Here is a 21,976-nt window from a genome sequence, read left to right as displayed (position 1 = left end):
CCATGTACCAGTCGGGCTGGGACCCGGCCGAGACCTGTGCCGGGTTGTACGGGCCGAAGTTCCACACCGGGTTGATCTGGAACAGCCCCGACATCAACGCCAGCACCCCCACCACCAGGGTGAAGAACGCGCCGCCCTTGAGCGCGAAGTACGGCATGATCCGCACCCCGACCACGTTGGACTCCTTGCGCCGCACCCCCGGGAACTGCGTGTGCTTCTGATACCACACCAACGCCAGGTGCACCCCCACCAGCGCCAGCATGATGCCCGGCAGCAACAGGATGTGCAGCGTGTACAACCGCGGGATGATCTGATCCCCCGGGAACTCCCCACCGAACAACGCCCAGTGGATCCACGTCCCCGCCACCGGCACCGACAACACGATCCCCGACAGCGTCGCCCGGATCCCGGTACCCGAAAGCAGGTCATCCGGCAGCGAATAACCGAAGAAGCCTTCGAAGCAGCCCAGGATCAGCAGCAGCCCGCCGATCACCCAGTTCGCCTCACGCGGACGCCGGAACGCGCCGGTGAAGAAGATCCGCAGCATGTGCACGGCCATCGACGCCACGAAGATCAGCGCCGCCCAGTGGTGCAGCTGCCGCATGAACAGCCCGCCACGGACGTCGAAGGAGAGGTCCAGCGTCGTGCGGAACGCCTGCGACATCTCCATGCCCTGCAGGTTCTTGAAGCTGCCGTGGTAGACGACCTCCTGCATGGAGGGGTCGAAGAACAGCGTCAGGTACACCCCCGTCAGCAGCAGGATGATGAAGCTGTAGAGCGCGATCTCGCCCAGCAGGAACGACCAGTGGGTCGGGAACACCTTGTTCATCTGGTGCCGCAGACCCTTGGCCAGCTGGTACCGCTGGTCGGCGTTGTTCGCGGCCTCGCCCAGGTGCCGTTCCACGGCGCTCGAGCCCTTGGTCGGCGTGGTGAGTGAACTCATGACTTACGCTCCCAAAAGGCCGGACCGATGGCCTCGATGAAGTCGCCTCGCGCGATCAAGTATCCCTCTTCGTCCACCGTGATCGGTAGCTGGGCCAGCGGTCGCGTCGCCGGGCCGAAAATCGGCTTGGCGTAGTGGAGGGCGTCGAACTGCGACTGGTGGCACGGGCACAGGATGCGGTTGGTCCGCTGCTCGTACAGGGAGGTCGGGCAGCCGACGTGGCTGCAGATCTTCGTGTACGCGTAGTAGTCGCCGAAGTTGAAGTCCTCCTGGCCGGCCCGCTTGACCACCTTGGCGGCGTCGGTCGGGCGCAGGCGGATCAGCATGACCGGGTTGTCGACCCGGGTCAGCGCCGCGTTCAGCTTCTCTTCGTCGTGCGCCTCACTGTCGCGGTACGGGAAGACGGTGACCATCGCGCCGGCGTCGAGGTCCTCGGCCTTGACCCGGCGGACCTCCTTGACGTCCTCCTCGATCGAGCCCGAGATGGTGCGCAGGTAGACCTTCTCGCCCGGGAAGTTGGGCTTCCAGCCGGTGTGCCAGAGCGAGTCGCGGGACTCGCTGTCCTTCCACGGGTTCTTGATGAAGGACGCGACCGGCAGCGCGGCGGCCGCGAGGCCGAGCGCGCCGGCCCCGGCGATCGCCGAGCGCTTGATCAGCGAGCGGCGGGCGATGGTGCTGCGGCTCCCCGCGTCGGCCAGGTGCGCGAGGATCGTCGCGCGGTCGACCTCGGTCGATCCGGCGCCGTCGGCGTCGGTCCGCTGCTGCACCGCGACCTCGGCGGGCACGAACTTCTTCGTGTACAGGATCACGCCGATGCCCAGGCCGAGGATGGCCAGGCCGAGCGTGAGGCCGAGCATCGGGGTGTAAAGGCTGTACCAGAAGTGGCCGCTCTCGTTGTCCGGCGCCTCGTACTTCCACGGCCACCAGATCAGCGAAACGACGAACCCGATCCCGGCCAGCGCGGACAGCGCGAACCAGAACGCGACCAGGCGCTCGGCCCGCTTCTCCGCCCGCGTGCCCTCCACGGGCCACGGGGTGGGGTACTCGACGATCTCGACCCCGTCGAGCTGCCCGCCCAGCTTCACCAGCTGGTCGCGGTCCATCTCAGCCAGCTCCGCCTCCGTCGGCGGCTTCGGCCCCTCGGCACTCATGCCTTCGATCCAATCCACAACGTCACGCCGATCAGCGCGGCGATCCCGACGATGAAGGCGATCACGCCCTCCGAAGCGGGGCCGACCCCGCCGAGGCCGTTACCACCCGGGTTGTTGTTGCCGTCCGACACCGACTTCACGTAGGCGACGATGTCCTTCTTCTCCTCCGGCGTCAGCTGCCGGTCGGAGAACTTCGGCATGTTCTGCGGGCCGGTGAGCATGGCCGTGTAGATCTGCTCTTCGTTGGCCGGGTCCAGGTTCGGCGCGTACTTGCCGGCGGACAGCGCACCGCCGCGGCCGGTGAAGTTGTGGCACGACGCGCAGTTGAGGCGGAACAGCTCGCCACCGCGGGCCGGGTCGTCGCCGCGCAGGGCCTCGCCCTTCTCGGCGGGACGCTGGACGCCACCGCCGTGCGCCTGGATGTAGGCGCCGACCGCGTCGATCTCGGCCTCGGTCAGCTTCGGCGGCTTGCGCTCGGCCTGCGCCTCCTGGCGCGCGGCGGGCATGCGGCCCGAAGAAGTCTGGAAGTACACCGCGGCGTCGCCGATGCCGATCAGGCTCGGCCCGCGGTCCTGCACGCCCTCGAGGTTCGCGCCGTGGCAGGCGATGCAGGTGTTGTTGTAGACCTGCTCGCCCAGGCGCAGCTGCGCCGGCGTGCCCTGGGCCTGCGCGGTCTGCGGCTCCGGGGCGAACACGGCGTACAGGGCGCCGGCGCCCACCAGCGCGATACCGAGCGCGAGCAGGCCGGCGAACCGCCTCCGCAGCTTCGACCGCGCGCGGTAGCGGCGCTCCGAGGATTTCGTGCTGGTGGTCATCTTGCGGCAACCCTTGCTGTCAGTTCAGGCCGATGGTGAAGGTGGTGGCGGCTGGGTGCGACCTACGGAAGGAGGTAGATCACACCGAACAGGCCGACCCACACGATGTCGACGAAGTGCCAGTAGTAGGACACGACGATCGCCGACGTGGCCTGGGCGGGCGTGAACTTGCTCAGTTTCGTGCGGATGAGCAGGTACACGAAGGCGACGAGCCCGCCGATGACGTGCAGGCCGTGGAAGCCGGTCGCGAGGTAGAAGACCGTGCCGAACGGGCCGGACGGGATCGTCATCCCCTCTTCGACCAGGTTGTGGTACTCGTTGGCCTGGCCGCCGACGAAGATCGCGCCCATGATCAACGTGATGATGTACCAGCGGCGCAGGCCGTAGACGTCACCGCGCTCGGCGGCGAACACGCCGAACTGGCAGGTCAGCGAGGACAGCACGAGGATCACCGTGAACGGGATCGCGTACGCCACGTTGAGGTGGAACTCCTCGCCGTGCAGCGGCGGCGGCCACTGGCCGGACGAGTTCTGCGCCTTGACGGTGAAGAACATCGCGAACAGTCCGGCGAAGAACATCAGCTCGCTGGAAAGCCACACGATGGTGCCGACACTGACCATGTTCGGCCGGTTCAGCGAGTGGACCCGCTGACTGATGGTGGGAGCTGCCGTTGTCACGCGTCGCATTATGTCCTCTCGCACCGCCGCTCCGCCGGGTGGGTCCACGGCGAGCCGTCTGCGTAACCGATCACACCGGATGCCCGGGAAGGTGAGAGCTACTCATGGGTTTACTCGACCGGCTGCTTGACCTGGTCAAGAAGCGCGAAACGCCCGGTCTGACGGCCGATGTGCCCGGGTTGAAGATCGTCGCCGAGGCCTTCGACCCGGTCGTCGCGGACTCCGCCGTGCTCGCCGCTTCACCCGACTGGGTCAGCACGGCACCGGCCGTCCTGCGGCACCACCTGCTGCTGCCGCCGGACCGGCTCGCCGAGGCGGCGTCGATCCTCGCCCAGGACGGCTACGAGCTGCGGGAACAGGCCCCTGACGGCGAGCCGGCGCGGGTGCTCGCGGTGCGCGTCCAGGTGCTCGACGCGCTGCACTGCGCCCAGGAACGGTCCCGGATGGCCGGTCTGGCGCAGCGGCTGGGCGGTGACGCGCTCGGCTGGGACGCGCAACAGCCGGAGCCGACCGCGTGATGTCGGTCTCGGCCGATACGATCGCGGGAGACAGTGCTGAACCGGGGCTGTGCCCCGGGCCGGGGGCTCCGCCCCCCGGAGCCCCGAACAGCAGTGTGCGGTGACGAGTATGGAGGCGTGCCTGATGGGCGAGCGGTCGATGCGGGTCCTGGTGTTCAGCCACAAGGCGGAGGTGCGCGAGGCGATCGTGAACGCGGTCGGCCGGCGGCCCGCCGCCGATCTGGCGCGCGTGGACTACGTCGAGGCGGCCGGCGTCGCGGACGTGCTGTCCGAGGTGGACGCGGGGAACGTCGACCTGGCCATCCTCGACGGCGAGGCGCAGCCGACCGGCGGCATCGGGCTCTGCCGCCAGCTGAAGAGTGAAATCACCGACTGTCCCCCGATCGTGGTCGCCGTGCGGCGCAAGGACGACCGGTGGCTGGCGACCTGGTCGCAGGCGGACGCCGTGCTGGTGCACCCGCTGGACCCGCTGACCGCCGCGGAGACCGTCGCCGACGTGCTGCGCGCGCGACGGGTCCCCGTCGTGAACGGCTGAGCCCGGTGACCACCCCGGTCCCCCGCACCTGGGCTCCCCTGCTCAAGCAGCTCGTCGCGGGCGCCGACCTCTCCGCGGAGGACACGGCGTGGGCGATGGACCAGATCATGAGCGGCGCCGCCAGCCCGGCCCGGATCGCCGGGTTCGCGGTGGCGTTGCGGGCCAAGGGCGAGACGCCCGAGGAGATCGCCGGCATGGCGGCCACGATGCTGGCGCACGCCCGGCGGGTCGAGCTGGACCGGCCGGCCGTCGACATCGTCGGCACCGGCGGCGACGGCTCGAATTCGGTGAACATCTCGACGATGGCGACCATCGTCACGGCGGCGGCGGGCGCGCCGGTGGCCAAGCACGGCAACCGCAGCGCCTCGTCGAAGTCCGGCGCGGCGGACGTGCTGGAGACCCTCGGCGTGCGGATCAGCCTGCCGCCGGAGGACGTCCAGCGCAGCCTGGCCGAGGTCGGCGTCGGGTTCTTCCTGGCCTCGGCGTTCCACCCGGCGCTGCGGCACGCCGGCCCGGTGCGCAGCGAGCTGGGCATCCCGACGACGTTCAACCTGCTCGGCCCGCTGACCAACCCGGCCCAGCCGGGCGCCGCGCTGATCGGCTGCGCGTACCGGGACAAGACGCGGGTGCTGGCGGAGACGTTCGCCCGCCGCGGCACCCGTGCCCTGGTGGTCCGCGGCGACGACGGCCTCGACGAGATCACCACGACCACGACGTCGACGGTCTGGGTGGTCTCCGGCGGCACGGTCACCGAACGCAGCCTCGACCCGGCGTCGGTGGGCATCCCCCGGGCGACGGCGGAGGACCTGCGCGGCGGCGACGCGGCAGCGAACGCGGAAGTGGTCCGTGAGCTGGTCGGCGGCAAGCCGGGCCCGGTCCGCGACGCGGTCCTGATCAACGCGGCGGCCGCGCTGGCGGCCTTCACGGGCTTCTCGGACTCCCTGGAGGACGACCTCCGCACCGGGCTGACGCGGGCCGCGGAAGCGATCGACTCGGGCGCCGCGGCCGCGCTGCTGGACCGCTGGATCGCCTTCAGCTGACCCGTTCGGCCCGCTCGCCCGCTCAGCAGCGGACGTTCGGCTCGGCCGCCGCACCGGCCGGCTTCTCCGGTGCGGCGGCGGGCCGGCGGTTGCGCTGCGGCGCCAGTGCGGCCGCCAGGACCGCGAGCATGCCCAGCGCCTCCGGCCAGCTCGGCCGGTGGCCGTAGAACGCGATGTCGACCAGCACCGCGACCACCGGGTACAGGTAGGACAGCAGCGCCACCGTCGTCGTGGGCAGCTTGCCGATGCTCGCGTACATCAGGACGTACATCAGCGCGGTGTGGACGGTGCCGAGCAGGACCAGCCAGAGCAGGCCCGAGGTCGTCGACGGCAGTGGCGTGATCAGCAGCGTCGGCGCCAGCACCAGCGCGCCCACCGTCGTCTGGACCGCGGCCAGGAGGTGCGGGCGGATGTGCTTCAGCTGCTTCGCGACGAAGGACGCTCCGGCGTAGAGCACGGCCGCGCCCAGGGCCAGCGCGATGCCCGCGAGCTGCACCGGCTTGCCGTCCTCGCCGTGCGCGGACAGCGAGATCAAGGCCACCCCGCCGAAGGCGACCCCGGCCCGGGCCAGGTGGCTCTTGGCGACCTTCTCGCCGAGGAACGCCGCCGCCAGGCCGACCAGGATCAGCGGCTGGGTGTGGTAGACGACCGTGCTGACCGAGATCGACGACAGCGCGTACGACGCGAACAGCAGCACCCAGTTGCCGACCAGGAACAGCCCGCCCAGCACGGCCAGGCCCAGGTCGCGGCGGGACGGGCGCCACGACTGCAGCCAGCCGCGGGAGAGGCACCAGAGCACCAGCAGCGCGCCGCCGACTAAGCAGCGGGCGAAGGCCACAGCGGGGGCGGCCGCGCCGCTCTCGAGGACGACCGCGCCGATCGTGCCGGACATCGCCATCGCCGCGGACCACTGGAGCAGCGGGCGGGTTTCGGAGTTCGTCATGCCGACCAGGTTCGTCGGCTTTGCGCGCGACAACCAGTGTCAGAGATGACAATGGCCGCAAAACTTGTGACACACTGGCCGGCATGGACGTCAACCGGGTCGCCGTGGTGCTCGCCGACCGCGTTTCACCGTTCGAGCTGGGCGTCGCGTGCGAGGTGTTCGGCACCGACCGCAGCGCCGACGGCATCGCCGGCTGGGACTTCGGCGTCTGCTCCCCCGGCGGGGCCGCGGTCGGGAGCTGGTCCGGGTTCGGGCTGTCGGGCCTGCGGGACCTGGACTTCGCGGCGGCGGCGGACCTGCTGATCGTGCCGACGTGCGCGCCGCGGACCGCGCCGCCGCCGGCCCCCGTGCTGGAGGTCCTGCGGGACGCGGCCGGGCGCGGGGCGTGGGTGGCGGGGTTCTGCGCGGGCGTGTTCACCCTCGGCTACGCGGGCCTGCTCGACGGCCGCCGCTGCACGGTCCACTGGGTGTACGAAGCCGAGTTCCGGCAGCGGTTCCCGGCCGCCGAGGTGGACCCGCAGGCGCTGTACGCCGACGACGGCGGCGTCCTGACCAGCGCGGGCACGGTCGCGGCGGTCGACCTGTGCCTGCACCTCGTCCGCCGGCTGCGCGGGGTCGACGCGGCCACGACGCTCGCTCGCCGGATGGTGGCGGCCCCGCACCGCGCGGGCGGCCAGGCGCAGTTCGTGCAGGCACCGGTCCCGGCGACGGCGGCGGGCGACGACGCCGTGGTGGCGGAGGCCCTGGAGTGGGTGGAGCGGCGGCTGGACCAGCCGTTCACGGTGGCCGAGCTGGCCCGCCGCAGCGGCCTGGGCGAGCGCACGTTCCTGCGCCGCTTCTCGGCGGCGACGGGCACCACCCCGCACCGCTGGCTGACCGAGCGGCGCCTGGACCGCGCGCAGGCCCTGCTGGAGGCGGGCAGGCTGTCGGTGGAGGACATCGCCACGGCCTGCGGCTACGCGTCGGCGGCGGCGTTGCGCCACCAGTTCAGCCGCCTGCGGGGCACGAGCCCGTCGTCCTACCGGACGGCGTTCCGCGGCTGAGCAGGTCAACGCACCTGGTGGCGACCGCGCCCTCGGTGCCGCCTTCCGCGGCTGAAAACGGAACCGGCCGCCACGCGGAAAGCGTGACGGCCGGCCTCGAAGGAACCTCAGTCGTGCGACGGGCCCGTGTGGTACTCGAACACCAGGCCGCCGATCGTGATGAGCAGCGCGACCAGGGCGATCACCAGCAGCCAGATGTGGAAGAACGCCAGCGCCACGGCCGCGAGGGCGGCGGTGGCCGCCATGCCGATCGGCCAGTAGCTGCCCGGGCTGAAGAAGCCCATCTCGCCCGCGCCGTCGCTGATTTCGGCGTCTTCGCGGTCTTCCGGGCGGGGCTCGATGCGGCGGGCGACGAACTGCATGTAGCTGCCCGCCAGGAACGCCAGGCCGCCGGTGAGGAACAGGGCGACGATGCCGACCGGCTCGGGCCCGTGGGTCGCGGCCAGGCCGGTCCACACCCAGTACACGGCCGCCATGAACACGGCGAAGATCGCCACGATGAAGAAGATGCGGGCTTCGACCTTCATGGGTCTGTCCTACTCCTGTTATCCGCTTGGGGGGGTCCGGGTGGCGGAGCCCCCGGCCCGGGGCGAAGCCCCGGATGTCACTGCTCGGGGCGTCAGTTCGACGCCGTGCGTGCCGTGCGGTCGGTGTTGAACGGCTGGGTGGTCACCGCGTGCGGGGTGCACAGCTCGCCGCAGTTCATCTTCGCCAGCGCCTCGGCCGCGGTGAACGTCTGGCCGGTGGCCGGGTTCACCTGCTTGCGCAGCGCGATGTACTGGTCGAACTTGTCCGCCGACAGCGCGCGGACCTCGAAGTTCATCACCGAGTGGTAGGTGCCGCACAGTTCCGCGCACCGGCCGACGAAGGAGCCTTCGCGGTCGATCTTGTTCTGGAAGGAACTGTCCTGGTTGTTCTTCTCCGGGTTCGGGAAGACGTCCCGCTTGAAGTGGAACTCCGGCACCCAGAAGGAGTGGATGACGTCGGTGGAGACCAGGTCGTACTGGATGGTCTTGCCGACCGGGAGCACCAGCAGCGGGATCTCGCCGGACGAGCCGACCGTGCTGACCTGGCCGCTGCCGTCGGGCTTCGCCGCGTTGGCGTCCTCGTACTTGAACTCCCAGTTCCACTGGAAGGCGACGACCTGGACCTTGACGTCCGGGTTGGGCACCTTGTCCAGGACCTTCGACTCCGTCGTCGCGGTGAAGAAGAACAGGACGCAGACCATGATCGTCGGCACGACGACCGTGAACAGCTCGAGCGGGATGTTGTACTGGAACTGCCGGGGCAGCTCCTCCGGCTCGCCGTCGACCGTCTTCTTCTTGCGGTGGAACGTCGCGGTCCAGAAGATCAGGCCCCACACGATGACCCCGACGACCAGCGCGGCCACCACGGCCCAGGTCCACAGGTTGCGCATCTGGTTCGCCTGCTCGGTGACACCGACGGGCCAGCCGAACCGCAGGATCTCGTCGCCGGAGCAGCCCGTCGCGGTCAGCGCGACCAGCACGGCCAGCGCGGCGACGCGCACGGTCCGCTTCCCCAGGGTGCGCTCGGGTTGTCCCACTGCGCCTCGCCCTTTCACCCAGAGCCTCCTACGACCGATCTTCGTGACAGGCGGAGCCTAGCCGAGTTGGCCGATCCCGCTGACCAAGGGGTAACCCTCGACGCGCGTGGTACTCGCCACGACCGCCCCGGCATACTGGGGCCTCCCCAGCCCGGTGAAGACCCTGAAGGTGTGTGAGTACCCGTGTGCGGCCTGCTTGGACTGATCTGCGCGACCGAGACCGGCGCGGCGAACGCGCGTGACGCCGTCGGCGCGGCCATGCGCTGCCAGCGCCACCGCGGCCCCGACGAGCAGGACACCTGGGCCGACGCCGAGGTCGTCTACGGCTTCAACCGGCTCGCCTTCATCGACGTCGAGCACGCCCACCAGCCGCTCGTCTGGGGCCCTCCGGAGGCGCCGGGCCGGTACACGATGAACTTCAACGGGGAGATCTACAACTACCTGGAGCTGCGGGCCGAGCTCGCCGAGCAGCACGGCGCGAAGTTCGAGACCGAAGGGGACGGCGAGGCGATCGTCGCCGGCTTCCACTACCTCGGCGCCGGCTGGGTGAAGCGGCTGCGCGGGATGTTCGCCTTCATGATCTGGGACTCGCAGGAGAAGCGGGTCTTCGGCGCGCGCGACCCGTTCGGGATCAAGCCGCTGTTCTACTCGGCCGGCCCCGGCGGCGTGGCGTTCTCCAGCGAGAAGAAGAGCTTGCTGGAGCTGTCGGACGTCCTCGGCGTCGCGCAGGAGCTCGACCGCAAGGCCCTGCAGCACTACCTGGTCCTGCAGTACGTGCCCGAGCCCGAGTCGCTGCACACGGCGATCCGGCGCGTCGAGTCCGGCACGTCGTTCGAGGTGGTGCCCGGCGGTGAGGTGAAGTTCACCCGCTACTTCCACCCGCAGTTCAGCGCGAAGCCGGTCAACTCCCCCCGTGAAGCCGAGGAGCTGTACCAGCGGATCGCCGATGTGATGCGCGACTCGGTCGGCAAGCACATGATTTCGGACCCCGACGTCACGGTCGGCGCGTTCCTCTCGGGCGGCATCGACTCGACGGCCACCGCCACGCTGGCCAAGGAGCACAACCCGAACTTGATCGCGTTCACCACCGGGTTCGAGCGCGAGGGCTACTCCGAGGTCGACGTCGCCGCCGAGTCGGCCGCGGCGATCGGCGTGAAGCACGTGGTCCGCACGGTGTCGGCGGACGAGATGATGGAGGTCCTGCCGCTCATCGTCTGGTACCTCGACGACCCGGTGGCCGACCCGGCACTGGTCCCGCTGTGGTTCATCGCCCGCGAGGCCCGCAAGCACGTCAAGGCGGTGCTGTCGGGCGAAGGCGCGGACGAGCTGTTCGGCGGCTACACGATCTACAACGAGCCGATCTCGCTGGCGCCGTTCGAGAAGATCCCCGGCGGCATGCGCAAGCTGATCGGCAAGGTGTCGACGAAGATCCCCGAGGGCACCCGCGGCAAGGACCTGCTGCGCCGCGGCGCGCTCCCGCTGGAGGACCGCTACTACGGCAACGCCCGCAACTTCCGCGACGACCAGCTGCGCAACGTGCTGAAGACCTACCAGGAAGGCGTCGGCTTCAAGGACGTCACAGCGCCCTGGTACGACGTCTCGCGCGGCTGGGACCCGGTGGCCCGGATGCAGCACGTGGACCTCTACACGTGGCTGCGCGGCGACATCCTGGTCAAGGCCGACAAGGTGACGATGGCCAACTCGCTGGAGCTGCGGGTGCCGTTCCTCGACGCCGAGGTGTTCAAGGTCGCGGCGTCGATCCCGCTGGACCAGAAGCTCGCCCACGGCACGACGAAGTACGCGCTGCGCCAGGCCCTGGCCAAGATCATCCCGGCGCACGTGCTGAACCGCCGCAAGCTCGGCTTCCCGGTCCCGATCCGGCTGTGGCTGCGCAACGAGATGTACGACTGGGCGAAGGGCATCATCTCGGACTCGAAGACCGAGGAGCTGCTGGACAAGAAGGCGATCCTGGCGCTGCTGGAGGAGCACAAGGCGGGTCAGCTGGATCGCAGCCGCCAGCTGTGGGCGCTGATCGTGTTCATGCTGTGGCACGGCATCTTCGTGGAGCACCGGATCAAGCCGGAAATCCCCGAGCCGGTGTACCCGGTCAAGCTCTGAGGCTGTTCACGGCGAAGGCCCTGCACCGGTCCGGTGCAGGGCCTTCGCCGTGGAAGCGTCAGGCGGCGGGCAGCACCGCCGAGATCTCCTCGGCCGCGTCCGGGCCGAACGCGTCGCCGATGCGGGCCAGCGCCTCGGCGCGGTCGAACGTCCACTCCTGCGTGCCGACCGTCTCCAGCACCAGCACCGCGATCAGCGAGCCGAGCTGGGCGGCCCGCTCGATGCCGAGACCGCCGTCGAGGCCGGCCAGCAAGCCCGCGCGGAAACCGTCGCCGACGCCGGTCGGGTCGGCCTTCAGGCGCTCGGGGACCGCGCCGATCTGGAGGGCGACGCCGTCCTTGCCGACGATCTCGACGCCCTTCTCGCCCAGCGTCGTGATGCGCAGGCCGACCTGGTCGAGGACGTCGGCCTCGGTCCAGCCGGTCTTCTGGAGCAGCAGCTCCCACTCGTAGTCGTTGCTGAACAGGTACTTCGCGCCGGCGACGAACGCGCGCGCCTGCTCGCCGCTCATCCGGGCCAGCTGCTGCGACGGGTCGACGGCGAACTCGTACCCGCGCTGGCGGCACTCCGCGGCGTGGCGGATCATGCCTTCGGGGTCGTCCGGGCTGATCAGCACCAGGCTCAGCCCGCCGGCGCGCTCGGCGATCGGCTGCAGCTCGATGTTGCGGGACTCGGCCATCGCGCCGGCGTAGAACGTCGCGATCTGGCAGAGGTCCTCGTCGGTGGTGCACACGAACCGCGCGGTGTGCGCGACCTCGGAGACGTGCACGCCCGAGGTGTCCACGCCGTGCCGCTCCAGCCAGGAGCGGTAGTCGGCGAAGTCGGCGCCGACGGCGCCCACGAGGACCGGCTGGACGCCGAGCACCCCGAGGCCGAAGGCGATGTTCGCGCCGATGCCGCCGCGCCGGACGACCAGGTCGTCGGCGAGGAAGCTCAGCGAGACGCGGTGCAGCTGCTCGGCGACCAGCTGCTCGGCGAACCTGCCCGGGAAGTGCATGAGGTGGTCGGTCGCGATACTGCCGGACACCGCGATCCTGGCCTTTTCTGCCACCGGCTGCTCCTTTGTGCTTATCCTCACGGCAAAAGGCGCGAAGTTACCCCCGGGTCATGACCCATCCGGGTAGTTCGCGCGCGCCCAGCTGACACTACCGGCTGGTACTCCTTCTCCAGTCGAGAGCGGATCAATAGCGTTACGAATCGTGAACGCCGTCACCGAACCCGAGACCCTGTCCGAGCTGATCGCCGACTGCGCGCTCATCCCGGCGACGTTGCAGGCCGAGAGCCTGCCGCTGCCCCGCGTCACGGCCCGGCCGTGGGAGGTCGACGAGGCGTGCCACGCCCAGGTGGCCGAGCTCGACGCGTACGTGTAGGTCCGCAGCGACGAAGAAGGCCCCGCCTGGCGGATTCGAGGGGTCGTTGCAACACGGGGTGATCAACTGGCTTTGGTCAGGAGTTTAGCCAAGCGCTCGACTGGGGTGTCCCAGCCGAGCGTTTTGCGTGGTCGTCTGTTGAGTTGCGCGGCGACGGCGGCGAGGTCTTCGGGGCTGTGGATGGACAGGTCGCTGCCTTTGGGGAAGTACTGACGCAGCAGCCCGTTGGTGTTCTCGTTGGAGCCGCGCTGCCAGGGTGAATGTGGGTCGCAGAAGTAGACCGGGATGCCGGTGGCGATGCTGAACTCGTGGTGGCGGCCCATCTCACTGCCCTGGTCCCAGGTCAGTGACCGGGTCAGATGACCGGGCAGTGTCGCGACAGTGGTCACGAGGCCGTCGCGGACGGTTTCGGCGTCGTGAGATGCAGGCAGGTGGACCAGCATCACGTAGCGGGTGGTGCGTTCCACCAGCGTGCCGATCGCCGACGTGCCACCACCGCCGATGATCAGGTCACCTTCCCAGTGGCCGGGGACGGCGCGGTCGTCGGCCTCGGCGGGGCGGTCGCTGATCATCACCATCGGGGCGGTGAAGCGTGGCCGGCGTTGCTCGCTGCTGCGGCGGGGTTTGCGCATGGTGCGCCCGGTGCGCAGCGCGGTGGTGAGTTCGCGGCGCAGTTCGCCTCGGGTCTGGACGTAGAGGGCCTGGTAGATGGTCTCGTGGGTCACGTGCAGCTCCGGCCGGTCGGGATGGTCGCGGCGCAGCCGTCGGCTGATCTGTTCGGGGCTGAACTTCTCCTCGAGCATGTCCTGCACCAGGGCATGCAGTTCGGGGCAGGCGGCGATCTTGCCGGTCTTGGGCCGCGGGCGACGGGATTCGGCGCGGGCCTGGGCAGCGTACGGGTGGTAATCGCCGGTGCCGGGATGGCTGTTGCGGGCCAGCTCCCGGCTGATCGTTGCGGGATCGCGGCCCAGCTCGCGGGCGATGGCCCGCACTCCCAGCCCCGCCCGGTGCCGGTCGGCGATGTTCAGCCGGTCCTGCTGTGACAGGAACCGTGCCGACGTCGGCGGTCCGGCAGCAGCCGGACGCGGCAGCGGGGCGGAAGGCCTGTTGGCCTTGCGCCCCGCCTGGCTCGCGCGTCCGTGCTGCCACCGGTGGCCGGTGCGGCGATTGATTCCCACGATCCGGCACGCCTGCACGGTGCCCATACCTTGCGCCACAAGATCAAGATAGGCCAGGCGCTCGTTGCCCAGCTTCCTCGGACCTTGAGGCGACCGATCCTCGCGGATCTCGAACACTGCAACCCCTGAACAGACTCAGGTGTTGCAACCACCACTAGAACCCAAGCCTCCCTCGGGAGACGGGGCCTTGCTCGTGGTCGCTCAGTGGAACGAATCGCCGCAGGCGCAGGAGCCGGTGGCGTTCGGGTTGTCGATCGTGAAGCCCTGCTTCTCGATCGTGTCCACGAAGTCGATGACGGCTTCCGACACGTACGGCGCGCTCATCCGGTCCACGGCGACCTTGAGGCCGTCGAAGTCGCGGAAGAGGTCGCCGTCGAGCGTGCGCTCGTCGAAGAACAGCTGGTAGCGCAGGCCCGCGCAGCCACCCGGCTGGACGGCGATGCGCAGGTGCATGTCGTCGCGGCCCTCCTGCTCGAGCAGGGCCCTCGCCTTGGAAGCCGCGGCGTCGGTCAACGTGACGCCGTGGGTCTCCTCGGCGGTCTCGGCCTGCGTCGCGCCGGCGTGCTCAGCGGTCGTCATGGCACTCCCTCATCAAAGTCGAACTCGCTGCGGATACTCCTCGTGCTGACGTGCTCAACACCGGGGACGTCCGATCTGTTCCCCCTCCATGGTTGCACATGGATCGACCTGGTGAACGGCGGCGTGACGCCTGCAATACCCTGGTGAGGTGAGGTTCCTGCGCCGAAGCACCACAGACACCGCCGCCGAAGAGCCGGAGGCGGGCGAAGCCGTCGACGTCGCCGGCAAGGCGTACACGCCCGGTAAGGGCAAGGCCACGCCGAAGCGCCGCGAGGCGGAGGCGAAGCGACGCGGCCCGGTGGCGCCGCCGCCCACCACGATGCGTGAGGCGATGAAGCGCAACAAGGAGCTGCGCAAGGCGAACCCCCAGACCAAGGAAGACCGCCGCGCGGCGGCGAAGGCCCGCCGCGACGCGATGATGCGCGGTGACGACAAGGCCCTGCTCCCCCGCGACCGCGGGCCGGTCAAGGCGTACGTCCGCGACCTGGTCGACAGCCGCCGCAACCTGCTCGGCCTGTTCATGCCGCTGGCGATCGTGGTGTTTCTGGCGCTGCTGGTGCCGCTGCCCCAGGTCCAGTCGTACATCACGCTGCTGTGCACGGCGATGCTGCTGGTGATGGCGATCGAGGGCTTCGTGAACGGCCGCAAGATCGCGAAGCTGGTGCGCGAGAAGTTCCCGAAGGAAGCGGTGAACGGCCGGTCGATCGGCTGGTACGCGTTCGTGCGGGCGTCCCAGATCCGCAAGCTCCGGGTGCCGAAGCCGCGGCTGAAGCCGGGGGATCCGATCCCGAACTGAGCTGGTTCCGAGAAGCCGGGTCGAGCACTGCTCGACCCGGCTTCTTGCTGTTCACGGGCCCGGCGGCGGCTCAGGACGGTGCCGCCCGCGCCGGAGGGCAACGCGGCGGCTGCCCGCTTGCGCGACCGGCTTCCTGCTGCCCACGACCCGCCGGCCGGGGCGAGACGAGGCTGGAGTCACTCCACGGTCGTTAGCAGAGCAAACGATTACCGCCTAGGCTGGGCCCATGGAGTTTCGTCGTCTCGGCCGTAGTGGCCTCAACGTCAGTGAGATCTCGTACGGGAACTGGCTCACCCACGGTTCCCAGGTCGAGGAGGACCAGGCGCACGCCTGCATCAAGGCCGCCCTCGACGCCGGTATCACCACCTTCGACACCGCCGATGTCTACGCCAACACCGCCGCCGAATCCGTGCTCGGGCGCGGCCTGCAGGGGCAGCGGCGCGAGAGCCTCGAGATCTTCACCAAGGTCTTCTGGCCCACCGGGCCCAAGGGGCCCAACGACAAGGGCCTGTCGCGCAAGCACATCATGGAGTCGGCGCACGCCAGCCTGAAGCGGCTCGGCACCGACTACGTCGACCTCTACCAGGCGCACCGGTTCGACCGGCACACCCCGCTCGAAGAGACCATGCTCGCCTTCGCCGACCTCGTCCGCCAGGGCAAGGTGCTCTACGTCGGCGTCTCCGAGTGGACCGCCGAGCAGATCTCGCGCGGGGCCGCACTGGCCCGGGAGCTGAAGGTGCCCTTCGTCTCCAACCAGCCGCAGTACAACATGCTCTGGCGCGTCATCGAAGACCAGGTCATCCCGGCCTCGGAGCGCGAAGGCATGAGCCAGATCGTCTGGTCGCCGATCGCGCAGGGCGTCCTGACCGGCAAGTACAAGCCCGGCCAGGAGTACCCCGCCGGCTCGCGGGCCACCGACGAGAAGGGCGGCGCGAACATGGTCGCCCGCTTCCTCGACGAGAACGTCCTCAAGCGCGTCGCCGAGCTGGAGCCGCTCGCGAAGCAGGCCGGCCTGAGCCTCGCCCAGCTGGCCGTCGCGTGGGTGCTGCAGAACCCGAACGTCGCCTCGGCCATCATCGGGGCCTCGCGGCCGGAGCAGGTGCACGAGAACGTCAAGGCCGCCGGCAAGAAGCTCGACGCCGACCTGCTGACCGCCATCGACGACGTCCTCGGCGACGTCGTCGAGCGCGACGCGAGCCTGACGAAGTCCCCCTAGTCCTGGTTGATCCGGCCCTGGAACGGCACCCCGAGGTCGAACGCCTCCCCGGGGGCCATCCGGGGCTCCAGGCCGAACCCGCGCAGGAGGCGGCTGGCGCCGGCCAGCCGGTCGCCTCCCCGCCCGGCGACCCGCGCCGGCGCGAGGCCGTGCGAGACCAGCAGCGTCTCGACTTCGTCGATCAGCTTGTACGGGTCTTAGTCACCCACGGACCCAGGTCCTCCCGGTGATCCGCTCGTAGACCTCGGTGTAGCGCTGCCGCGTCTGCTCGACGATGTCCGCCGGGATCTCCGGCCCGGGCGGGGTCTGGTCCCAGCCCGTCGAGCGCGACCAGTCGCGCACGAACTGCTTGTCGAACGCGTGCTGCGGGCGGCCCGGCTCCCACTCGTCGGCCGGCCAGAAGCGCGACGAGTCCGACGTCAGGACCTCGTCGCCGAGGGTCAGCGTGCCGTCGGCGTCGAAGCCGAACTCCAGCTTGGTGTCGGCGATGATGACGCCCTGGGTCGCCGCGTGCTCGGCGCCCTTGGTGTAGATCTCCAGCGTCAGCTCGCGAAGCCGCTTCGCGGTGTCCTCGCCGATCTCGGTCAGGACCTCGTCGAACGTCATGAACTCGTCGTGGCCGGTGTCGGAGATCTTGGTCGTGGGCGTGAAGATCGGCTCCGGCAGCTTGTCGCCCTCGACCAGGCCCGGCGGCAGCGAGACGCCGGAGATCTTGCCGTCGCGCTGGTACTCGCGCAGGCCCAGGCCGGCCAGGTAGCCGCGCGCGATGCACTCGACCTGGACCATCTTCAGCGGCTTGCAGCGCATCGCCCGCCCGGCGAACTCCGCCGGCACGTCGGTGGTCGACACGACGTGGTTCGGCACGACGTCGGTCATCCGGTCGAACCACCACGCGGAGAGCTGGTTGAGCAGCTTGCCCTTGTCCGGGATCGGCGTCGGCAGCGAGACGTCGTAGACCGAGACGCGGTCGGACGCGACCAGCAGGATGTCCCCGCCGTCGAGTTCGTACAGGTCACGGACCTTGCCCGCGTGGATGTGCTTCATTCGCCGTCCTCAGTCGTGTACTCGTAGAAAACCCAGTGGTCGGGCAGGGCGGCGGACTCACCGTACTCGACGACCGTCCCGTCGGCCGCCAGGAAGGTGCTCCGGCCCAGCAGCACCGGCGACCCGGCGGGCAGCTGCAGTTCGGCCGCCTCCGCCTCGCCCGCGCGGCCCGCCGCGTGCCGTTCCTGCGTCGTCGCGATCGTCGTGCCCAGCCGGGCGGCCGCGTGGGCCGCGGTGCCTTCGACGATCCGCTCCGCCACCAGCAGCGCCGGCGCCTTCGCCGACAGCTCGCCGTCGAACCACGAAGTCGACGTCGACAGCGGCTGCGAGTCGGACCCGTACGTGGTGCGCCGCCGGCGGATCGCGGGGGCGCCCAAGTCGAGGCCCAGTGCGGCCGCGGCGCGTTCGGGCGCCGGTTCGAGGCCGGCCGACCGGATCACGGCGTAGTGGCCCGGCGGGTAGATCCGGCCGGTCCGCGCCGAGGCGGCGGTGCGGTCGCGGGCCGTGCGGTGCAGGCCGCCGCGGTCGACGACCGTGCCGACGCCGCGCACGGGCCGCACGAGCCCCTGCGAGCGGAGCGTGGCCAGCACCTTGGTGGCCGTCGCCATGGCGACGGCCCACGTGCGCGCGATTTCGCGGGCGGACGGCACCGCGTCGCCCTCCTGCAGCCGGCCGGACAGGATGTCGTCACGGATCCGGCCCGCGATCTGCAGGTACGGCGGCTCAGGACGGTCGAGGATGGGCAAGGCGGCTCCTCACAGGGACAACACGCACAAGTGTTCTAGCACGCCGGGGTGTCTCCCACAAAGCCCTGTTCAGAACCACCCAGGTGTACTAGTACACATGCTGGACTGCGCACTAGTACGCAAGTTACCCTCGAAAGTGTGTCCCCGCCCACATCGCACAGCGGCTCCAGCGGCCAGGGCCTCGAGGAACTCCTCGAGGAACTCCGGCGCCGCAAATGGGTGCTGCACCTGTTCGGCGGCCGAGAGGCGCCGGAGATGTACGCGGCGGTACAGCGGTGGCCGACCTGCGCGGACGTCATCATTCTCCGCGACGAGCACCGGGCCAGCGCTTACCGCGTGCCGACCTTCCCGGGCACGGACGTGTTCCACCCGCGGGTCGTCACCTGGCAGTACCACGCCACCCCGGTCTGGACGCTGCGGGCCGTGCTGACGCTGGCGGAGCCCGGCACCCCGGGCGCGCCGCTGCAGGCGCTGCGCCCGCAGCCGGACTGCGGCATCCCGCCGGAGCTGCGGCAGGACGTCACGATCCGGCCGACCGGCCTGACCCGGGAGGGAGACGACGGCGGCGGCCCGCCGGCGTGCGCCTAGCGCTTACCGCGCTTGACGCGCTTGGCGTGCTCCGCGGGCCAGCAGCCGCTCCGCGACCACGAGGTCGTGGGGGTAGGTGATCTTGAGGTTCTCGGGAGCCCCCGGGACCCACCGGATCGGCAGGGAGGAGAACCGCTCCATGCAGGACGACGTGTCCGTACCCACGAAGCCCTCGCGCTCGGCCTGTTCGTAGGCCTCGAGCAGCGGTCCGGCCCGGAAGCCCTGAGGCGTCTGGACGCGGATCGCGCCGGGCACCTGGGCGACCAGGTGCCCGGCATCCACCCCGACGACGTCGTCCGCGGCCAGGCCCGGCACAGCCCCCCCGTCCTCGCGTGTCCGGGCCAGCACCGCATCGACCAGCCGTGGGTGGACCAGCGGCCGGGCCGCGTCGTGCAGCAACACGGCGTCGACCCGGCCGCCGGCTATCCGGGGCGCGAGGTGCCGCAGCGCGTTGAGCTCGGACGCCTGGCGCGTGTCACCGCCGTACACGATCTCGACGCCGTCGCCGGCGACCTCTTCGGCGAGTTCCCGGTCCTGCGGCCGGATGACGAGCACGAGCACGCCGATGCCGGGGACCTGCCGGAAGGCATCGAGCGACCAGGCCACGACCCGCCGCCCGGCGAGCGGCAGGTAGACCTTGTTCAGCTTCGCGCCGACGCGGGTCCCTGCGCCACTGGCCAGCACCACCGCGGCCGCCGTCGTCTCCACGAGCCGCGACACTACCGGCTTCCCCTTCCCGGTAAGTTGGCCGCAGCGTTGCCGTGGAACAGCGTTGAAACCGGGGCTCCGCCCCGGGCCGGGGGCTCCGCCACCCGGAACCCCCGAAGAGTCGAAGGGCCTGGTGTGGAGCCGGAAAACATCGAGTTCCCCGAGATCATTCCGCCCGATGACCACGCTCGGTCCGCCGCCATCGCGCTGCACGACAAGCTGGTCAAACCCGCCGGCTCGCTCGGGCGGCTGGAAGAGCTGGGCGTCTGGATCGCCGCCTGCCAGGGGCAGTCGCCGCCGCGGCCGTTCACGCGGCCGCGGGTGGTCGTCTTCGCCGGGGACCACGGCATTGCCGCCAAGGGCGTCTCCGCCTATCCCGCCGAGGTCACCGCGCAGCTGCTGGGAACCATGCTCACCGGTGGCGCCGTGGTCAACGTGCTCGCCGCCGCCGCGGGCGCCAGCGTCCGCGTGGTCGACCTCGCCGTCGACACCGAGGCGCCCGCGACCCGCTCGATCGGCGAGTTCAAGGTCCGCCGCTCCTCCGGGTCGATCGACGTCGAAGACGCGCTGACCGACGACGAGGTCAAGGCCGCGGTCCGGGCCGGGATCGCGATCGCCGACGCCGAGGTCGACGGCGGGGCCGACCTGCTCATCCCCGGCGACCTCGGGATCGGCAACAGCACCCCGGCCTCCGTGCTCGTCGCCGCGCTGACCGGCAGCGAGCCGGTCGCCGTCGTCGGCCGCGGGTCCGGCATCGACGACGACGCCTGGATGCGCAAGGCCACCGCGGTCCGCGACGCCCTGCGCCGCGCCCGGGCCGTGCTGGCGAACCCCCTGGACCTGCTGCGCACCACCGCCGGCGCGGACATCGCCGCCATGGCGGGTTTCCTGGCCCAGGCCGCGGCCCGCCGGACGCCGGTGATCCTGGACGGCCTCGTCGCCTGCGCCGCGGCGCTCGTCGCCGAGGACCTCGCCCCGGGCGCGCGCCGCTGGTGGGTCGCGGGCCAGCGCACGGCCGAACCGGCGCACGCCCTCGCCCTGGAGCACCTTGACCTGGGCCCGCTGCTGGAACTGGACGTCCGGCTCGGCGAAGGCACCGGCGCGGTCACGGCGTTGCCGCTGCTGATGATGGCCGCCCGCGTCCTCGCCGAAACCGCGACGCACGAGCAGGCCGGCGTCTCCGGCCCGCTGATCACCGCGCCCGCCTCCTGACGGAAACGGCCCCCGCACTCCAGGTGCGGGGGCCGTTCCGTGGTGTGCCTCAGCCGAGCTCGACCATCCAGTGGTCGGTGTCGGGCCGGGTGCCCTCCTGGATACCCGTCAGCTCTTCGCGCAGCTTCATGGTCAGCACGCCCGGCTGCCCGTCGGCCACGGTGAACTCGCCGTTCGCGTGCTTGACGTGGCCGACCGGGGTGATCACCGCCGCGGTGCCGCAGGCGAACGTCTCGGTCAGCTCACCCGACGCGACGCCCTTCTCCCACTCGTCGGTGGAGATGCGGCGCTCCTCGATCTTGTACCCGAGCCGCGAAGCCAGCTGCAGCAGCGACTTGCGGGTGACGCCGGGCAGCAGCGACCCGGTCAGCTCGGGCGTCACCACCCGGGCGTTCTCGCCGGAGCCGAAGACGAAGAACAGGTTCATCCCGCCCATCTCCTCGACCCAGCGCCGCTCGACCGCGTCGAGCCAGACCACCTGGTCGCAGCCCTTCTCGACAGCCTGCGCCTGCGCCACGAACGACGCCGCGTAGTTGCCGGCGCACTTGGCCGCGCCGGTGCCGCCGGGGGCCGCCCGGACGTACTCGGTGGACAGCCACACGCTGACCGGCTTCACACCGCCGGCGAAGTACGAACCGGCCGGGGACGCGATGACCGTGTACACGTAGTCGGCGGCCGGGCTGTTGACGCCGAGCCCGGTGGACGTCGAGATCATGAACGGCCGCAGGTACAGCGCATCACCCTGGCGGGTGGGCACCCACCGGCCGTCGACGGCGATGAGCTCGCGCAGCGACTCGACGAACAGCTCCTCGGGCAGCTGCGGCATGGCGAGCCGCTCGGCCGACTGCCGGAACCGGGTGGCGTTGGCGTCCGGGCGGAACGACGCGATCGTGCCGTCCGGCTGGCGGTAGGCCTTGAGCCCCTCGAAGATGGCCTGGCCGTAGTGCAGCACCGACGTCGCCGGATCGAGGGTGAACGGGGCGTACGGGCCGACCTGCGCGTCGTGCCAGCACCGGTCCTTCGACCACTTGACGGTGACCATGTGGTCGGTGAAGTACACCCCGAACCCGGGGGCGGTGAGTACCTCCGCGACACGGTCCGCGCTCGCAGGACTCGGGTGCGGGACATGGGCGAACTGTGTCGTGGTCGTCATGGCTAGACGATACCGCTTGCTTGGACGCGCGTTAGTCGG

24 protein-coding genes are annotated in these 21,976 nt (G+C 70.6%); 10 read left to right on the top strand and 14 right to left on the bottom strand.

The annotated features are described in order from the left end of the window. From C2L59_RS17635 to C2L59_RS17620, 4 genes are all read right to left on the bottom strand, one after another. Window positions 1-943: cytochrome b (locus tag C2L59_RS17635; RefSeq protein WP_146060396.1), on the bottom strand; the 943-nt coding region annotated here is incomplete at its 3' end. Next, window positions 940-2,094, bottom strand: a complete 1,155-nt coding sequence (locus C2L59_RS17630) for a ubiquinol-cytochrome c reductase iron-sulfur subunit (protein ID WP_103350602.1) — start codon at window positions 2,092-2,094, stop codon at window positions 940-942. The genes C2L59_RS17630 and C2L59_RS17635, both read right to left, overlap by 4 nt. Then, the gene (locus C2L59_RS17625; RefSeq protein ID WP_103350601.1) at window positions 2,091-2,909 is read right to left on the bottom strand and encodes a c-type cytochrome; all 819 of its coding nucleotides are present in this window, start codon (window positions 2,907-2,909) and stop codon (window positions 2,091-2,093) included. The genes C2L59_RS17630 and C2L59_RS17625 overlap by 4 nt, the downstream gene beginning before the upstream one ends. Window positions 2,910-2,971: 62 nt before the next feature. Continuing rightward, window positions 2,972-3,595 (bottom strand): heme-copper oxidase subunit III, encoded by a 624-nt coding sequence (locus tag C2L59_RS17620; protein WP_063749462.1) that lies wholly within the window; start codon window positions 3,593-3,595, stop codon window positions 2,972-2,974. 95 nt (window positions 3,596-3,690) lie between these two features. On the opposite strand from C2L59_RS17620, the gene C2L59_RS17615 reads away from it, so the two are divergent. The 3 genes from C2L59_RS17615 (at window position 3,691) to trpD (ending at window position 5,679) form a co-directional block, all read left to right on the top strand. Beyond that, window positions 3,691-4,104, top strand: coding sequence for a hypothetical protein (locus tag C2L59_RS17615; protein ID WP_103350600.1), 414 nt, complete (start codon window positions 3,691-3,693; stop codon window positions 4,102-4,104). Window positions 4,105-4,228: 124 nt separating this feature from the next. Continuing rightward, complete coding sequence (locus tag C2L59_RS17610) at window positions 4,229-4,639, top strand: hypothetical protein (protein WP_103350608.1); 411 nt, start codon at window positions 4,229-4,231, stop codon at window positions 4,637-4,639. Between the two features lie 5 nt (window positions 4,640-4,644). Continuing rightward, window positions 4,645-5,679, top strand: a complete 1,035-nt coding sequence (gene trpD, locus C2L59_RS17605) for an anthranilate phosphoribosyltransferase (RefSeq protein WP_103350599.1) — start codon at window positions 4,645-4,647, stop codon at window positions 5,677-5,679. A 22-nt stretch (window positions 5,680-5,701) separates the two neighbouring features. Here trpD and C2L59_RS17600 read toward each other — a convergent pair whose 3' ends face one another. Further along, the gene (locus tag C2L59_RS17600; RefSeq protein WP_199199125.1) at window positions 5,702-6,622 is read right to left on the bottom strand and encodes a DMT family transporter; all 921 of its coding nucleotides are present in this window, start codon (window positions 6,620-6,622) and stop codon (window positions 5,702-5,704) included. 83 nt (window positions 6,623-6,705) lie between these two features. Between C2L59_RS17600 and C2L59_RS17595 the strand changes: the two genes are divergently transcribed. Continuing rightward, a complete protein-coding gene (locus C2L59_RS17595) occupies window positions 6,706-7,665 on the top strand; it encodes a GlxA family transcriptional regulator (RefSeq protein ID WP_103350597.1) in 960 nt (319 codons plus the stop codon). A gap of 107 nt (window positions 7,666-7,772) precedes the next feature. On the opposite strand, the gene C2L59_RS17590 is transcribed toward C2L59_RS17595, so the two are convergent. Both C2L59_RS17590 and C2L59_RS17585 read right to left on the bottom strand, forming a co-directional pair. Continuing rightward, the gene (locus C2L59_RS17590; protein WP_103350596.1) at window positions 7,773-8,192 is read right to left on the bottom strand and encodes a cytochrome c oxidase subunit 4; all 420 of its coding nucleotides are present in this window, start codon (window positions 8,190-8,192) and stop codon (window positions 7,773-7,775) included. 92 nt (window positions 8,193-8,284) lie between these two features. Beyond that, window positions 8,285-9,229 carry a cytochrome c oxidase subunit II gene (locus tag C2L59_RS17585; protein ID WP_199199124.1) on the bottom strand — a complete coding sequence of 315 codons (945 nt, stop codon included), beginning with the start codon at window positions 9,227-9,229 and terminating at the stop codon, window positions 8,285-8,287. A gap of 183 nt (window positions 9,230-9,412) precedes the next feature. Here C2L59_RS17585 and asnB point away from each other — a divergent pair, with 183 nt between their 5' ends. Continuing rightward, entirely contained in the window at window positions 9,413-11,347 is a 1,935-nt protein-coding gene (gene asnB / locus C2L59_RS17580; RefSeq protein ID WP_103350595.1) for an asparagine synthase (glutamine-hydrolyzing), read from the top strand. Window positions 11,348-11,405: 58 nt separating this feature from the next. Here the strand turns inward: asnB and C2L59_RS17575 are convergent, their stop codons facing one another. Then, window positions 11,406-12,398, bottom strand: a complete 993-nt coding sequence (locus tag C2L59_RS17575; protein ID WP_103350594.1) for a carbohydrate kinase family protein — start codon at window positions 12,396-12,398, stop codon at window positions 11,406-11,408. A 148-nt stretch (window positions 12,399-12,546) separates the two neighbouring features. Between C2L59_RS17575 and C2L59_RS48130 the strand changes: the two genes are divergently transcribed. After that, window positions 12,547-12,717: a hypothetical protein gene (locus tag C2L59_RS48130; RefSeq protein WP_199199123.1), complete on the top strand. Its 171-nt coding sequence runs from the start codon at window positions 12,547-12,549 to the stop codon at window positions 12,715-12,717. Window positions 12,718-12,779: 62 nt separating this feature from the next. Here C2L59_RS48130 and C2L59_RS17570 read toward each other — a convergent pair whose 3' ends face one another. Both C2L59_RS17570 and C2L59_RS17565 read right to left on the bottom strand, forming a co-directional pair. After that, window positions 12,780-13,922: an IS30 family transposase gene (locus C2L59_RS17570; RefSeq protein ID WP_370444748.1), complete on the bottom strand. Its 1,143-nt coding sequence runs from the start codon at window positions 13,920-13,922 to the stop codon at window positions 12,780-12,782. A gap of 174 nt (window positions 13,923-14,096) precedes the next feature. Continuing rightward, window positions 14,097-14,474, bottom strand: a complete 378-nt coding sequence (locus C2L59_RS17565; RefSeq protein ID WP_103350592.1) for an iron-sulfur cluster assembly accessory protein — start codon at window positions 14,472-14,474, stop codon at window positions 14,097-14,099. Window positions 14,475-14,622: 148 nt separating this feature from the next. On the opposite strand from C2L59_RS17565, the gene C2L59_RS17560 reads away from it, so the two are divergent. Further along, window positions 14,623-15,270 (top strand): DUF3043 domain-containing protein, encoded by a 648-nt coding sequence (locus C2L59_RS17560; RefSeq protein WP_103350591.1) that lies wholly within the window; start codon window positions 14,623-14,625, stop codon window positions 15,268-15,270. A 226-nt stretch (window positions 15,271-15,496) separates the two neighbouring features. Next, entirely contained in the window at window positions 15,497-16,486 is a 990-nt protein-coding gene (locus tag C2L59_RS17555) for an aldo/keto reductase family protein (protein ID WP_103350590.1), read from the top strand. Window positions 16,487-16,687: 201 nt separating this feature from the next. On the opposite strand, the gene C2L59_RS17545 is transcribed toward C2L59_RS17555, so the two are convergent. Both C2L59_RS17545 and C2L59_RS17540 read right to left on the bottom strand, forming a co-directional pair. Beyond that, window positions 16,688-17,530, bottom strand: a complete 843-nt coding sequence (locus C2L59_RS17545; RefSeq protein ID WP_103350589.1) for a phosphoribosylaminoimidazolesuccinocarboxamide synthase — start codon at window positions 17,528-17,530, stop codon at window positions 16,688-16,690. Then, the gene (locus C2L59_RS17540) at window positions 17,527-18,276 is read right to left on the bottom strand and encodes a GntR family transcriptional regulator (RefSeq protein ID WP_103350588.1); all 750 of its coding nucleotides are present in this window, start codon (window positions 18,274-18,276) and stop codon (window positions 17,527-17,529) included. Before C2L59_RS17540 ends, C2L59_RS17545 begins: the two co-directional genes overlap by 4 nt. Before the next feature lie 138 nt (window positions 18,277-18,414). Here C2L59_RS17540 and C2L59_RS17535 point away from each other — a divergent pair, with 138 nt between their 5' ends. Next, entirely contained in the window at window positions 18,415-18,864 is a 450-nt protein-coding gene (locus C2L59_RS17535; RefSeq protein ID WP_103350587.1) for a hypothetical protein, read from the top strand. A gap of 3 nt (window positions 18,865-18,867) precedes the next feature. Here the strand turns inward: C2L59_RS17535 and C2L59_RS17530 are convergent, their stop codons facing one another. Further along, entirely contained in the window at window positions 18,868-19,572 is a 705-nt protein-coding gene (locus C2L59_RS17530; protein WP_103350605.1) for a 2-C-methyl-D-erythritol 4-phosphate cytidylyltransferase, read from the bottom strand. Window positions 19,573-19,707: 135 nt separating this feature from the next. Between C2L59_RS17530 and cobT the strand changes: the two genes are divergently transcribed. After that, the gene (cobT, locus tag C2L59_RS17525) at window positions 19,708-20,784 is read left to right on the top strand and encodes a nicotinate-nucleotide--dimethylbenzimidazole phosphoribosyltransferase (protein WP_103350586.1); all 1,077 of its coding nucleotides are present in this window, start codon (window positions 19,708-19,710) and stop codon (window positions 20,782-20,784) included. A gap of 49 nt (window positions 20,785-20,833) precedes the next feature. Here cobT and C2L59_RS17520 read toward each other — a convergent pair whose 3' ends face one another. Next, complete coding sequence (locus C2L59_RS17520) at window positions 20,834-21,937, bottom strand: branched-chain amino acid aminotransferase (protein ID WP_103350585.1); 1,104 nt, start codon at window positions 21,935-21,937, stop codon at window positions 20,834-20,836. Window positions 21,938-21,976: the final 39 nt, after the last annotated feature.

It is taken from the genome of Amycolatopsis sp. CA-128772 (genome assembly GCF_002904295.1).
Taxonomy (GTDB): domain Bacteria; phylum Actinomycetota; class Actinomycetes; order Mycobacteriales; family Pseudonocardiaceae; genus Amycolatopsis.
Note: the sequence above shows the minus strand (reverse complement) of the source record. Positions and strands in the feature narration are given on the sequence as shown.